The organism is Burkholderia sp. AU32262 (assembly GCF_020419985.1).
Classification (GTDB): domain Bacteria; phylum Pseudomonadota; class Gammaproteobacteria; order Burkholderiales; family Burkholderiaceae; genus Burkholderia; species Burkholderia semiarida.
This window is the reverse complement of sequence record NZ_JAIZRS010000019.1, coordinates 106,142-120,280: the sequence shown is the minus strand read 5'-3', so window position 1 is coordinate 120,280 and position 14,139 is coordinate 106,142. Positions and strand designations below refer to the sequence as shown.

Sequence of the window (14,139 nt, the reverse complement as noted above, 5' to 3'; positions counted from 1 at the left end):
GCACGTGTCAAAAAAGCACGGTGAAATTCGCGCGCGGTCGCATCCGACAGGGTGGCCATCCCTATAAGTGCAAATCCCGATGATTGCACTGCACCAACGGCGCGACAATGTTGCGCAATGTGCATACGCGTCGGCGCGGGAGACCACCCTCGAGGCGTACCACGGCGCCCGGGGGCAGCCGGCTGATCCGCTGACCTGTTCGCGGCCGCTTGCGCCAGGCTTCCCGGTGCTTCGCCTGACTTCGTACGGAAGGGAACATGATTCTCGGCGACACGATTCTGGAAACACGCGGACTGACGAAGGAATTCAGGGGCTTCACCGCCGTGAACGGCGTCAACCTGCGTGTGCGGCGCGGTGCGATCCATGCATTGATCGGGCCGAACGGCGCGGGCAAGACCACCTGTTTCAACCTCCTCACCAAATTCCTGACGCCGACGGCCGGCCAGATCGTCTTCAACGGCATCGACATCACCGACGAGCGGCCCGCGCAGGTCGCGCGGCGCGGCATCATCCGCTCGTTCCAGATCTCGGCCGTGTTCCCGCACCTGACCGCGTTGCAGAACGTGCGCATCGGACTGCAGCGCGCGCTCGGCACCGAATTCCATTTCTGGCGTAGCGAACGCACGCTGAAGCGGCTCGACGATCGCGCGATGGATCTGCTCACGCAGGTCGGCCTCACCGATTTCGCGCACGTGCCGACCGTCGAGCTCGCGTACGGCCGCAAGCGCGCGCTCGAGATCGCGACGACGCTCGCGATGGAGCCCGAGCTGATGCTGCTCGACGAGCCCACGCAGGGCATGGGCCACGAGGACGTCGACCGCGTGACCGCGCTGATCAAGAAGGTCGCGAGCGGCCGCACGATCCTGATGGTCGAGCACAACATGAACGTGATCGCGGGGATCTCCGACACGATCACCGTCCTGCAACGCGGCGAGGTGCTGGCCGAAGGCTCGTATGCGGAAGTGTCGAAGAATCCGCTCGTCATCGAGGCCTACATGGGCAGCGCCGACGCGGCGCTCGCGGGGGCGCACGCATGAAGCACAGCGAACGGGAGGAACGCGAATTGAGCGGCGTCGAGAGCGGTACGCCTGCGCTGGAGATCACGGGCCTGGAGGCCTGGTACGGGGAATCCCACATCCTGCATGGCGTCGACCTGACCGTGCATCGCGGCGAGGTCGTCACGCTGCTCGGTCGCAACGGCGCGGGCCGCACGACGACGCTGCGCGCGATCATGGGCCTCACGGGCCGCCGCAGCGGGTCGATCAAGGTCGCCGGCCACGAGACGATCGGCCTCGCGACGCATCGCATCGCGCATTACGGCATCGGCTACTGCCCGGAGGAGCGCGGGATCTTCTCGAGCCTGTCGTGCGAGGAGAACCTGATGCTGCCGCCGCTGATCGGGCCGCGCGAGCATGCGATGTCGCTCGACGAGATCTACGCGATGTTCCCGAACCTCGCGTCGCGCCGGCAGAGCCAGGGCACGCGGCTGTCGGGCGGCGAGCAGCAGATGCTCGCGGTCGCGCGGATCCTGCGCACCGGCGCGAACCTGCTGCTGCTCGACGAGATTTCCGAAGGCCTCGCGCCGGTGATCGTGCAGGCGCTCGCGCGAATGATCGTCGCGCTGAAGGCGCGCGGCTACACGATCGTGATGGTCGAACAGAATTTCCGCTTCGCCGCGCCGCTCGCCGACCGCTTCTACGTGATGGAGCACGGCAGCATCGTCGAGCATTTCCGCGCAGCCGAACTGGAAAGCAAGATGCCGACCCTGCACGACCTGCTCGGAGTATGACGCCCCCCGTTTCCCTTGCCGCTGGCCGTGGCGGCCCTCGAACAACCACAACGCATCAGAACAACAGGAGACGTCAATGAAAATGAAGACCCTCGCACAGGCCTGTCTCGCGCTCGCGAGCGCCGCGTTCACCGCCGGCGCCGCCCACGCGGCGGATACCGTGAAGATCGGCTTCATCACCGACATGTCGGGGCTTTACGCGGATATCGACGGGCAGGGCGGTCTCGAGGCGATCCGCATGGCGGTCGCGGACTTCGGCGGCAAGGTGCTCGGCAAGCCGATCGAGGTCGTCTATGCCGATCACCAGAACAAGGCCGACATCGCCGCGTCGAAGGCGCGCGAATGGATGGACCGCGGCGGGCTCGACCTGCTGGTCGGCGGCACGAACTCGGCCACCGCGCTGTCGATGAACCAGGTCGCGGCCGAGAAGAAGAAGGTCTACATCAACATCGGCGCGGGTGCCGACACGCTGACCAACGAGCAGTGCACGCCGTACACGGTCCACTACGCGTACGACACGATGGCGCTCGCGAAAGGCACCGGCTCGGCGGTGGTGAAGCAGGGCGGCAAGACGTGGTTCTTCCTGACGGCCGACTACGCGTTCGGCAAGGCGCTCGAGAAGAACACGTCGGACGTCGTGAAGGCGAACGGCGGCCAGGTGCTCGGCGCGGTGCGCCACCCGCTGTCCGCGTCGGATTTCTCGTCGTTCCTGCTGCAGGCGCAATCGTCGAAGGCGCAGATCCTCGGCCTCGCGAACGCGGGCGGCGACACGATCAACTCGATCAAGGCCGCGAAGGAATTCGGCATCATGAAGACGATGAAGCTCGCCGCGCTGCTGATGTTCATCGACGACGTGCACAGCCTCGGCCTCGAAACGACGCAGGGCCTCGTGCTGACCGACAGCTGGTACTGGAACCGCGACGCGGCGTCGCGCCAGTGGGCGCAGCGCTACTTCGGCAAGATGAAGAAGATGCCGTCGAGCCTGCAGGCAGCCGACTATTCGTCGGTGACGACCTACCTGAAGGCCGTGCAGGCCGCCGGCACGACCGATTCCGACAAGGTGATGGCCGAGCTGAAGAAGATCAAGATCAGCGACTTCTACGCGAAGGGCTACATCCGCCAGGACGGCAGCATGATCCACGACATGTACCTGATGGAAGTGAAGAAGCCGTCGGAATCGAAGGAGCCGTGGGACTACTACAAGGTGCTCGCGACGATTCCGGGCGAACAGGCGTTCGGCACCAAGCAGGAGACGCGCTGCGCGTTGTGGAAGTAGGCATCGCGTAGCGGCGCGCACGGGCGCGTCGCACGGTGGCGGCTGCAGCGACGTGCCCGCTGCGCCGCCGGCATGCGCGCTGCATGAAAGTTGCGTGCGCAACGAAACTCATTCTGACGGCTAAGTCGATGGAAATCTTTGGCATTCCGTTGCCGGCGATGCTGAGCCAGTTGCTGCTCGGGCTCGTCAACGGCTCGTTCTACGCGATCCTGAGCCTCGGGCTCGCGGTGATCTTCGGGCTGCTCAACGTGATCAACTTCGCGCACGGCGCGCTGTTCATGCTGGGCGCGATGCTCGCGTGGATGGGCCTGTCGTATCTCGCGCTGCCGTACTGGGCGATGCTCGTGCTGGCGCCGCTGATCGTCGGCGTGTTCGGGATCGCGATCGAGCGCTCGATGCTGCGCTGGCTGTACAAGCTCGATCACCTGTACGGGCTGCTGCTCACGTTCGGGCTCACGCTGGTCGTCGAAGGCGTGTTCCGGTCGATCTACGGATCGTCGGGTCAGCCGTACGACGTGCCGTCGCAGCTGTCCGGCGCGACCAATCTCGGCTTCATGTTCCTGCCGAACTATCGCGCCTGGGTGGTCGTCGCGTCGCTCGCGGTGTGCCTCGCGACGTGGTTCGTGATCGAGAAGACGCGGCTCGGCGCGTACTTGCGCGCGGGCACCGAGAACCCGAAGCTCGTCGAGGCGTTCGGCGTGAACGTGCCGATGATGATCACGCTCACCTACGGCTTCGGCGTCGCGCTCGCGGCGTTCGCGGGCGTGCTGGCCGCGCCGGTGATCCAGGTGTCGCCGCTGATGGGCCAGCCGATGATCATCACCGTGTTCGCGGTGGTCGTGATCGGCGGGATGGGCTCGATCCTCGGCTCGATCGTCACGGGCCTGCTGCTCGGCGTGATCGAGGGCTTCACGCGCGTGTTCTATCCCGAAGCATCGGCCACCGTCGTGTTCGTGATCATGGCGATCGTGCTGCTGTTCCGCCCGGCGGGCCTCTTCGGCAAGGAAAAATGATGCAGAGAAAAGTGCTCTACGGCGTGCTGCTCGCCGCGCTGCTCGCCGCACCGTTCATCGGCGCGTATCCGGTGTTCGTGATGAAGGTGCTCGCGTTCGCGCTGTTCGCGGCCGCGTTCAACCTGCTGATCGGCTATACGGGGCTGCTGTCGTTCGGCCATGCGATGTTTCTCGCGACGGCCGGCTATGCGACCGGTTATTCGATGCAGACGCTCGGTTTCACGCCCGAGCTCGGCGTGCTGGTCGGCACCGTCGCCGCGACGCTGCTCGGGCTCGTCGTCGGGCTGTTCGCGATCCGCCGGCAAGGCATCTACTTCGCGATGATCACGCTCGCGTTCGCGCAGATGGTCTACTTCATCTATTTGCAGGCGCCGTTCACGCACGGCGAGGACGGCCTGCAGGGCGTGCCGCGCGGCCGCCTGTTCGGGCTGCTCGACCTGTCGAACGACGTCGCGCTGTACTACGTCGTGCTGGCGGTGGTCGTGGCCGCATGCGCGTTCATCGTGCGGGTCGTCCATTCGCCGTTCGGCCAGGTGCTCGTCGCCATCAAGGAGAACGAAGCGCGTGCGATCTCGCTCGGCTACGACACCGACCGCTTCAAGCTGCTCGCGTTCATCCTGTCGGCCGCGCTTGCAGGGCTGGCCGGCTCGCTGAAGGTGCTGGTGCTCGGCTTCGAGACGCTGTCGGACGCGTACTGGACGATGTCGGGCCTCGTCGTGCTGATGACGCTCGTCGGCGGGATGGGCACGCTGTTCGGGCCGCTCCTGGGCGCCGCGCTGATCGTCGCGCTGGAAGACCGGCTCGGCGACATCGGCGAATGGCTCGCGTCGACGACGGGCGTCGCGTGGTTCCATTCGCTCGGCGAATCGGCGACGATCGTCACCGGACTGATCTTCATCGCATGCGTGCTCGCGTTCCGGCGCGGCATCGTCGGCGAGATGGTCGCGCGGATCAAGCCGCTCAGGGCGACGTCGTGAGCATGCCGTGCGCGTCGCCGCGCGTTGATGCGCAGCACCATCCGGCCCGCCCGGGAAGGGCGGCGCGGCGGCTGGGGCCTGCACCGCGCGGCACGCTGGTGCCCCATTTTCGTGCGGCGATGCACCATAGGGGTAAATGCTAAGTTGTCGTGGTGCTTAAGCCTCTTTAAGATTCAACCTAGTTCTGATGCACCGCGAAACGAATTTGCAGGTGGAGAACGAGGAGACAATCGAGGCACAAAGTGCCCGGACCCTAAAGCGCTGTTGGACGGAATCCAACAGCGCTTTTTCATTTGCGTGCACGGATTCCATCGATGGTGCATCGGCCGGCGTGACGGCCGCTTCCCGCGTTTGCGTTCGCACCGCGTCTTTTCCGCGCTTCGCGCGTCTCCGTTCTTCCTTTCCCGCGATTCGTTCGCCGACGATGCGTAATCCTGCACAGGCGCTTCGGGCTTACCCGGTTGGCGTGCGCGAAAGGCGTCCGTTACACTCGGCTTTCACCGACCGTGCGGTCGGGAAAATCGGTCGGCAGTTCTCCTACAAGCACAATGCAGAAGAGGGAGTACGGTTGGATGAGCAGCGCAGCACGGTGGATCGGGGCAGCAGAGGCGGCGGGCGCCGTTCGTGCGTCACGGGGTGCGCGACGGGGCATCGCGGCATTTCCGAGCCGCTCCGCGGCCTGTATGCGCGTCCCGGCGCCCGTGTGGGTCGTTGCACTCGCATCCGTCTCTGCATCCGTATTCGCATTCGCATGAGCGGCCGGCTTCCCGATGGTGCATCGCTCGCCGCGCGTGCCGACCATCGATGCGCGCGCAACCAGCTTCCGCACGCTTTCTCATTTCTTCGCCTTCTTCATCCTGACGACACCGCTGCTGCGCATCGTGACGGTCGAACGGCCGTTTCGATCGGCATGCGGCGCATGGGTGCGGCGTTTCACGGGAAAACGAGCATGGGCGCGGATGGGCGAGATAATTAAGATATTAACTTGTTTGGGGACCGGGAGCCGCCCGAGCAACCGTGGTTTTTTCGAGCAGCGTTTGGAGACAACGTAAATGAAGATGAATCGATGGATGGAGGCCCTGCTTGCCGCGGGCCTCGTGTGTGCGGCGGCCACGGCGTCGGCGCAGGTGAAGATCGGCGTGACGCTGTCGGCCACCGGGCCGGCCGCGTCGCTCGGGATTCCGGAAAAGAACACGATCGCGCTGCTGCCGAAGGAAATCGCGGGCAAGAGCGTGCAGTACATCGTGCTCGACGACGCGTCCGACACGAGCCGCGCGGTGCAGAACGTGCGCAAGCTGATCGACGAGGATCACGTCGACGCGATCATCGGTTCGTCGGTCACGCCGAACTCGCTCGCGATGCTCGACCCCGTGTCGCAGGGCAAGACGCCGACGATCTCGCTCGCGGCGAGCGCGCAGATCATCGCGCCGATGGACGCGAAGCGCGCGTGGATGTTCAAGGTGCCGCAGAACGACCAGCTGATGGCCGACGCGATCGCCGGCTACATGGCGAAGCACGGCGTGAAGACGGTCGGCTTCATCGGCTTCGCCGATGCGTACGGCGACAGCTGGTACAAGACGTTCGACGCGGCAGCCGCGAAGAACGGGCTGAAGCTCGTGTCGAACGAGCGCTACAACCGGACCGACGCGTCGGTGATGGGGCAGGTGCTGAAGCTGCTGGGCGCGAACCCGGATGCGGTGCTGATCGCCGGCTCCGGCACGCCGGCGGCGCTGCCGGCCAAGACGCTGAAGGAGCGCGGCTACAAGGGCAAGGTGTACCAGACGCACGGCGTCGCGAACAACGATTTCCTGCGCGTGTGCGGCAAGGATTGCGAAGGCGAGATCCTGCCGGCCGGCCCCGTGCTCGTGACCGACCAGCTGCCCGATTCGAATCCGGTGAAGAAGCCGGCGCTCGGCTACAAGGCCGCGTACGAGAAGGCGTACGGCGCGGGTTCGCTGTCGACGTTCGGCGGCCATGCGTGGGACGCGGGCCTGCTGCTGCAGCGGGCGATTCCGGAAGCGCTGAAGAAGGGCCAGCCGGGCACTGAGGCGTTCCGCGAAGCGCTGCGCGCATCGATCGAAAGCGTGAAGGATCTGCCCGTCTCGCACGGCGTGATCAACATGACGGCGACCGATCACAATGGCTTCGACACGCGTGCGCGCGTGATGGTGCAGATCGTCGACGGCAAGTGGAAGCTGCAGGCCGAGTAAGCATCACGTGAAACCGGCATGCACGGCGCGAACGGCGCCGCGCATGCCGTCGGCAGGGTGGCGCGCATGACGGCTCGCACCCGTGCCGCCTGGAACCCCGGGGCCCGCCGCGTGGCGCGCGACGTGCCGATCGTGTCGCGCGCGCCCCGGCCGTTTCCGCCTTTCGTTTCTCCGCAGCATTCTCTCGATACACGAAACGTATGGATCTCTCGATTGCGGCGATCCTCGCGCAAGACGGCATCACGACCGGCGCCATTTATGCATTGTTGTCGCTGGCGCTCGTGCTGGTATTTTCCGTCACGCGGGTGATCTTCATTCCCCAGGGCGAATTCGTCGCCTACGGTGCGCTGACGCTGGCCGCGTTGCAGGCGCAGAAATTCCCCGCCACCTGCTGGCTGCTGTTCGTGATGGGCATCGCATGCTTCCTGCTCGAGGCCGGCGGCCTGATCCGGCATCGCGAACGCCGCCATCAGCTCGGCCGCACGCTCGCGACGCTCGGCAGCCGCTACGTGCTGCTGCCGCTTGCGGTGTTCGCGATCACGCGCAGCTTTGCCGCGCAGCCGATGCCGATGCTCGCGCAGATCGCGCTGACGCTCGCGATCGTCGTGCCGATGGGGCCGTTCGTCTACCGGCTCGTGTACCAGCCGATCGCCGAAGGCACGACGCTGCTGCTGCTGATCGTGTCGGTGGCCGTCCATTTCGCGATGGTCGGCCTCGGCCTCGTGATGTTCGGCGCGGAAGGCTCGCGCACCAACGGGTTCTCGGACGCGTCGCTCGCGATCGGCAGCCTGACGGTGTCGGTGCAGAGCATCCTGGTCGTCGTCACGGCGCTCGTGCTGATCGGCGCGCTCTACGTGTACTTCGGCCGCACGATCGCCGGCAAGGCGCTGCGTGCGACGTCGGTGAACCGGCTCGGTGCGCGGCTCGTCGGCATCGGCACCACCGAAGCCGGGCGGCTCGCATTCACGTTCGCGGCGGGGCTCGGCGTGCTGTCCGGGATCCTCGTCGGCCCGTTGACGACGATCTACTACGACTCGGGCTTCCTGATCGGCCTGAAGGGCTTCGTCGGCGCGATCATCGGCGGGCTCGTCAGCTATCCGCTCGCGGCCGCCGGCTCGCTACTCGTCGGCGTGCTCGAATCGTATTCGTCGTTCTGGGCGAGCGCGTACAAGGAGGTGATCGTGTTCACGCTGATCATTCCGGTGCTGCTGTGGCGCAGCTTCGTGACGCCGCATGCGGAAGAGGAAGAGGAGTGACGCGATGAAGACGATGGTACGCAACAAGGCCTTCTGGCTGTTTCTCGTGGTGCTGTTCGCGCTGCCGGTGCTGCCCGGCGCGCTGCAGGTGCCCGAGTACTGGATCACGCTGCTGAACTACATCGGCCTGTATGCGATCGTCGCGATCGGGCTCGTGCTGCTGACGGGCGTCGGCGGGATGACGAGCTTCGGGCAGGCCGCGTTCGTGGGCATCGGCGCATATGCGACCGCGTTCCTGACGACGCGGTACGGCGTGTCACCGTGGCTCGCGCTGATCGTCGGCGTGGTGCTGACGGCGCTCGTGGCGCTCGTGCTAGGCGCCGTGACGATGCGGCTGTCCGGGCATTTCCTGCCGCTCGGCACGATCGCGTGGGGGCTCGCGCTGTTCTACCTGTTCGGCAACCTCGAACTGCTCGGCAAGTACGACGGGATCAACGGGATTCCAGCGCTGAACCTGTTCGGCATCGTGCTCGAAAGCGGGCGCAGCCTGTATTTCCTGATCTGGGCCGTGGTGCTGGCCGCGATCGTGTCGGTGCAGAACCTGCTCAACAGCCGGCCCGGCCGCGCGATCCGCGCGCTGCGCGGCGGCGGCGTGATGGCCGAGGCGATGGGCGTGAATACCGCGTGGATGCGCGTCGTGATCTTCGTCTACGCGGCTGTGCTCGCGGCCGTGTCCGGCTTCCTGTATGCGCACCTGCAGCGCGCGGTGAACCCGACGCCGTTCGGCCTGAACCACGGGATCGAATTCCTGTTCATGGCCGTGGTCGGCGGCGTGTCGCACGTGTGGGGCGCGGTGCTCGGCGCGGCAATCCTGACCGTGCTGCAGGATTATCTGCAGACGCTGCTGCCGAAGCTGCTCGGCTCGGAAGGCAACTTCGAGATCATCGTGTTCGGCGTGCTGATGGTGCTGCTGCTGCAGTACGCGCGCCAGGGCGTATGGCCGTTCGTCGCGAGACTGTTCCCACGCGGGCCGCGCGCGCACGTGCCGGCGCAGGCCGACCCGCTGCCGCAGCGCGCCAAGCCGGTGGCCGGCGAGCCGCTGCTCGTGGTCGACAACGCACGCAAGCAGTTCGGCGGGCTCGTGGCCGTCAACGACGTCAGTTTCGACGTGAAAGCGGGGCAGATCATCGGGCTGATCGGCCCGAACGGCGCGGGCAAGTCGACCACGTTCAACCTCGTGACCGGCGTGCTGAAGCCGACCGGCGGCGCGATCACGTTCCGCGGCGAGCGTATCGACGGGCTGACGTCGCGTCAGATCGTCCGCCGCGGCATCGGTCGCACGTTCCAGCATGTGAAGCTGCTGCCGGCGATGACGGTGCTCGAGAACGTCGCGATCGGTGCCCATCTGCGGGGTCATACGGGCGTGTGGCGCAGCATTGCTCGGCTCAATGCGCATGAGGAAGCGCAGTTGCTGGCCGAAGCCGCGCGCCAGATCCGCCGCGTCGGGCTCGAGAAGCACATGTACGACGAAGCGGGCAGCCTCGCGCTCGGCCAGCAGCGGATTCTCGAAATCGCGCGGGCGCTGTGCTGCGATCCGACGCTGCTGCTACTCGACGAGCCGGCCGCGGGCCTGCGTTACCAGGAGAAGCAGCAGCTCGCCGACCTGCTGCGGCGGCTGAAGGCCGAGGGCATGAGCGTGTTGCTCGTGGAACATGACATGGATTTCGTGATGAACCTCACCGACCGGCTGGTGGTGATGGAATTCGGCACGCGGATCGCGGAAGGGCTGCCGCAGGATGTGCAGCAGGACCCGGCCGTGCTCGAAGCGTATCTGGGCGGGGTGGAGTGATGACGGACACGACGATGCCGATTCTCGAAGTACGCGGGCTGGCGGTGCGGTACGGGAAGGTGGAAGCGCTGCACGGTGCGGCGATCAAGGTCGGGGCGGGGCAGATCGTCAGCGTGATCGGCCCGAACGGTGCCGGCAAATCGACGCTGCTGAACGCGATCATGGGGGCACTGCCGGTAACGGGGCACGCGTCGGGGGCGGTCGTATATCGCGGCAACGATGTTGGCGCCTTGCCGGTCGAGCAGCGCGTCGCGCGCGGGATGTGCCTCGTACCGGAAAAGCGTGAGCTGTTCAGCACGATGACGGTCGAGGACAACCTCGTGCTCGGCGCGTACCGGCGCAAGCAGGCGGGCGAAGCGAACTTCCTCGATCAGCTCGACCACGTGTTCGCGCTATTCCCGCGGCTGAAGGAGCGCCGCAGGCAGGCGGCCGGCACGCTGTCCGGCGGCGAGCGGCAGATGCTGGCGGTCGGTCGTGCGCTGATGGGCAAGCCCGACCTGCTGATGCTCGACGAACCGAGCCTCGGGTTGGCGCCGCTGATCGTGAAGGAGATTTTTCATATCATCAGCGCGTTGCGCGGCACCGGCGTGGCGACGCTACTGATCGAGCAGAACGCACGGGCGGCGTTGCAGATCTCCGACTACGGCTATGTGCTGGAGACGGGCGAGTTCGCGTTGGAAGGGGCGGCTGCCGAGCTTGCGCAGAATCCGCGGGTGATCGAGACGTATCTCGGGTTGACGAAGAAGACGGCTTGATCGCTGATGCGGTGGGGGAAACGGGCGGCGTGTTTCACGTGAAACACGCCGTTTTTGTTTGTGACGTTGGCGGGGGCGCTCGATGCATCGGTCGCTCGGGATTGGGGGATAAGTCCCGAGGTAATCGAGAGAAATACTGTGTCCTTGCCACGGACGCGGATCAGACGAACCAGCGGGGTTGTGCACATGCACGACAATGTGCGTCGAACCACGCGTCACACCGCCCAAGCAGGTCCGCCACGACAAATTGGCCCGCCCACAGCGAAAAAATCGCGGAAATGCACAGGCCCTACCATTCGGACGGCCTTCGGGCGAAAAGCGAACCCGCTATAATTCGGCCCATACATTTCTCTGATAGGTTCGTGCGCAGCTCTGCGTACGGAATCCACCATGCTTTTTCCCACAGAATTTGACGTCATCGTCGTCGGTGGCGGTCATGCCGGCACGGAAGCCGCGCTGGCGTCCGCCCGCATGGGCGCAAAGACCCTGCTGCTGACCCACAACATCGAAACACTCGGGCAGATGAGCTGCAATCCGTCGATCGGCGGTATTGGCAAGGGCCATCTGGTCAAGGAAGTCGACGCGCTGGGCGGCGCGATGGCCGCCGCGACGGACGAAAGCGGTATTCAGTTCCGGATCCTCAATTCATCGAAGGGCCCGGCCGTGCGCGCGACGCGTGCGCAGGCCGACCGCATCCTGTACAAGGCCGCGATCCGCCACAGGCTCGAAAATCAACCGAACCTGTGGCTGTTCCAGCAGGCCGTCGACGACCTGATGGTCGAAGGCGACCGCGTGGTCGGCGCCGTCACGCAGATCGGCATCCGTTTCCGCGCGCGTGCGGTCGTGCTGACGGCCGGTACGTTCCTCGACGGCAAGATCCACGTCGGCCTGAACAACTACACGGGCGGTCGCGCGGGCGATCCGGCGGCCGTGTCGCTGTCGTCGCGCCTGAAGGAACTGAAGCTGCCGCAGGGGCGCTTGAAGACCGGTACGCCGCCGCGTATCGACGGCCGCACGATCGACTTCTCGAAGCTCGATGAGCAGCCGGGCGACCTCGATCCGATCCCCGTGTTCTCATTCCTGGGCCGCGCGGAGCAGCATCCGCGGCAGTTGCCGTGCTGGGTCACGCATACGAACGAGCGCACGCACGACATCATTCGCGGCGGTCTCGACCGGTCGCCCATGTATACAGGCGTGATCGAAGGCGTGGGCCCGCGCTATTGCCTGTCGATCGAAGACAAGATCCACCGGTTCGCGTCGAAGGAATCTCACCAGATCTTCCTGGAGCCGGAAGGGCTGACGACCAACGAGTTCTATCCGAACGGAATCTCGACGAGCCTGCCGTTCGACGTGCAGCTCGAGCTCGTGCATTCGATGCGCGGCCTGGAAAACGCGCATATCCTGCGCCCCGGTTACGCGATCGAATACGACTACTTCGACCCGCGTGCGCTGAAGGCGTCGCTCGAGACGAAGGCGATCAACGGGCTGTTCTTTGCGGGCCAGATCAACGGTACGACCGGCTACGAAGAAGCGGCTGCGCAGGGCTTGCTGGCCGGCCTCAATGCGGGCCGCTACGTGCAGGAGAAGGATGCGTGGTGCCCGCGTCGCGACCAGGCCTATCTGGGCGTGCTGGTCGACGATCTCGTCACGCGCGGCGTGGCCGAGCCGTACCGGATGTTCACGAGCCGGGCCGAATACCGCCTGAGCCTGCGTGAAGACAATGCCGACATGCGCCTGACCGAGATTGGCCGCGAGCTGGGGCTGGTCGACGACGTCCGCTGGGACGCTTTCAGCCGGAAACGCGACGCTGTTTCACGTGAAACCGAACGCCTGAAGTCGACGTGGGTCACGCCGAAGACGCTGCCGGCGGAAGAAGCGACGGCGTTGCTCGGCAAGGCAATCGACCACGAATACAGCCTCGCAGAGCTGCTGCGTCGCCCGGGTGTCAGCTACGACGGTGTGTGCGGGCCGAAGGGCGGAAAGTGTGGCCCCGCGGAGCCGCTGACGGACGACCCGGTGCTGCTCGAGCAGATCAAGGAACAGGTCGAGATCGGCATCAAGTATCAGGGCTATATCGAGCGCCAGGCATCCGAGATCGAACGCAACGACGCGAACGAGAACACACGCCTGCCGGACGGTATCGATTATCGCGAGGTCCGTGGTTTGTCGTTCGAGGTCAGCCAGAAGCTCAACGAGTTCCGGCCGGAAACGATCGGGCAGGCGTCGCGTATCTCGGGCGTCACGCCGGCAGCAATCTCGCTGCTGATGGTGCACCTGAAGCGTCGCGGCCTGGGCCGCCGTAACGGCATGGCCGCAGAGGCCGCGGAGCAGGGGGACGGCACCGTCCCGACACAACGATGACGGCGCGTCGCGCGCCGGCGGTTAACCGGGACGTACTGGAACAGATGCTCGTCGAAGGCACGACGGCACTGGACCTCGCGCTGACGGATACGCAGCGCAACCAGCTACTCGACTATGTCGCGCTGCTCGGCAAGTGGAATGCGGTCTACAACCTGACCGCGATCCGCGACCCGAAGCAGATGCTGATCCAGCATATCCTCGACTCGCTTTCCATCGTCCCGCATCTGCGTGGCCGTGCGTCGGCGCGTGTGCTCGACGTCGGCTCGGGTGGCGGGCTGCCCGGTATCGTGCTGGCGATCGTCGAGCCGGGCTGGCAGGTCACGCTGAACGATATCGTGCAGAAGAAGTCTGCCTTCCAGACGCAGATGCGCGCGGAGCTGAAGCTCGCGAACCTGTCGGTCGTGACCGGCCGCGTCGAATCGCTGCGGCCGGGTGTCGAAGTGCCGGAAAAATTCGACATGATCGTATCCCGCGCTTTCGCGGATCTGTCCGACTTCGTTAAACTTGCTCGTCATCTGGTCGCGCCGGGCGGATCGATCTGGGCGATGAAGGGCGTTCACCCGGACGACGAGATTGCGCGGTTGCCGGAAGGCAGCCGCGTCAAGCAGACGATCCGGCTGGCGGTACCGATGCTCGATGCGGAGCGGCATTTGTTCGAAGTGGCCGTCGACGACGCGAATTGAAGGCGCGCGGTAGCGCGCCGTTTGTTTGAA

The 14,139-nt window shown here is 65.6% G+C and carries 12 protein-coding genes; all 12 read left to right on the top strand.

The window, feature by feature from the left end; genetic code table 11:
* Positions 1-257 precede the first annotated feature (257 nt).
* The 12 genes from LGN10_RS22705 (at position 258) to rsmG (ending at position 14,109) form a co-directional block, all read left to right on the top strand.
* Positions 258-1,037 carry an ABC transporter ATP-binding protein gene (locus LGN10_RS22705; protein WP_006477266.1) on the top strand — a complete coding sequence of 260 codons (780 nt, stop codon included), beginning with the start codon at positions 258-260 and terminating at the stop codon, positions 1,035-1,037.
* Positions 1,034-1,789, top strand: coding sequence for an ABC transporter ATP-binding protein (locus LGN10_RS22700; protein ID WP_059580474.1), 756 nt, complete (start codon positions 1,034-1,036; stop codon positions 1,787-1,789). The genes LGN10_RS22705 and LGN10_RS22700 overlap by 4 nt, the downstream gene beginning before the upstream one ends.
* A 76-nt stretch (positions 1,790-1,865) precedes the next feature.
* On the top strand, positions 1,866-3,065 hold the full coding sequence (locus tag LGN10_RS22695; RefSeq protein WP_059580476.1) for an ABC transporter substrate-binding protein: 1,200 nt from the start codon (positions 1,866-1,868) through the stop codon (positions 3,063-3,065).
* Positions 3,066-3,193: 128 nt separating this feature from the next.
* Positions 3,194-4,078: a branched-chain amino acid ABC transporter permease gene (locus LGN10_RS22690; protein ID WP_059580692.1), complete on the top strand. Its 885-nt coding sequence runs from the start codon at positions 3,194-3,196 to the stop codon at positions 4,076-4,078.
* Complete coding sequence (locus LGN10_RS22685) at positions 4,078-5,055, top strand: branched-chain amino acid ABC transporter permease (RefSeq protein ID WP_059580695.1); 978 nt, start codon at positions 4,078-4,080, stop codon at positions 5,053-5,055. The genes LGN10_RS22690 and LGN10_RS22685 overlap by 1 nt, the downstream gene beginning before the upstream one ends.
* 770 nt (positions 5,056-5,825) lie before the next feature.
* Positions 5,826-6,107, top strand: a complete 282-nt coding sequence (locus LGN10_RS22680; RefSeq protein ID WP_226225090.1) for a hypothetical protein — start codon at positions 5,826-5,828, stop codon at positions 6,105-6,107.
* Positions 6,108-7,265, top strand: a complete 1,158-nt coding sequence (locus LGN10_RS22675) for an ABC transporter substrate-binding protein (protein WP_059580480.1) — start codon at positions 6,108-6,110, stop codon at positions 7,263-7,265.
* 200 nt (positions 7,266-7,465) lie between these two features.
* Entirely contained in the window at positions 7,466-8,521 is a 1,056-nt protein-coding gene (locus LGN10_RS22670; RefSeq protein ID WP_060966452.1) for a branched-chain amino acid ABC transporter permease, read from the top strand.
* A gap of 4 nt (positions 8,522-8,525) precedes the next feature.
* Entirely contained in the window at positions 8,526-10,310 is a 1,785-nt protein-coding gene (locus tag LGN10_RS22665) for an ABC transporter permease subunit (protein ID WP_099315912.1), read from the top strand.
* Positions 10,310-11,065 carry an ABC transporter ATP-binding protein gene (locus LGN10_RS22660; protein WP_059580489.1) on the top strand — a complete coding sequence of 252 codons (756 nt, stop codon included), beginning with the start codon at positions 10,310-10,312 and terminating at the stop codon, positions 11,063-11,065. The genes LGN10_RS22665 and LGN10_RS22660 overlap by 1 nt, the downstream gene beginning before the upstream one ends.
* A 390-nt stretch (positions 11,066-11,455) precedes the next feature.
* Positions 11,456-13,426, top strand: a complete 1,971-nt coding sequence (gene mnmG, locus LGN10_RS22655) for a tRNA uridine-5-carboxymethylaminomethyl(34) synthesis enzyme MnmG (protein WP_226225089.1) — start codon at positions 11,456-11,458, stop codon at positions 13,424-13,426.
* Positions 13,423-14,109, top strand: a complete 687-nt coding sequence (gene rsmG, locus LGN10_RS22650; protein ID WP_099315915.1) for a 16S rRNA (guanine(527)-N(7))-methyltransferase RsmG — start codon at positions 13,423-13,425, stop codon at positions 14,107-14,109. Before mnmG ends, rsmG begins: the two co-directional genes overlap by 4 nt.
* Positions 14,110-14,139 lie beyond the last annotated feature (30 nt).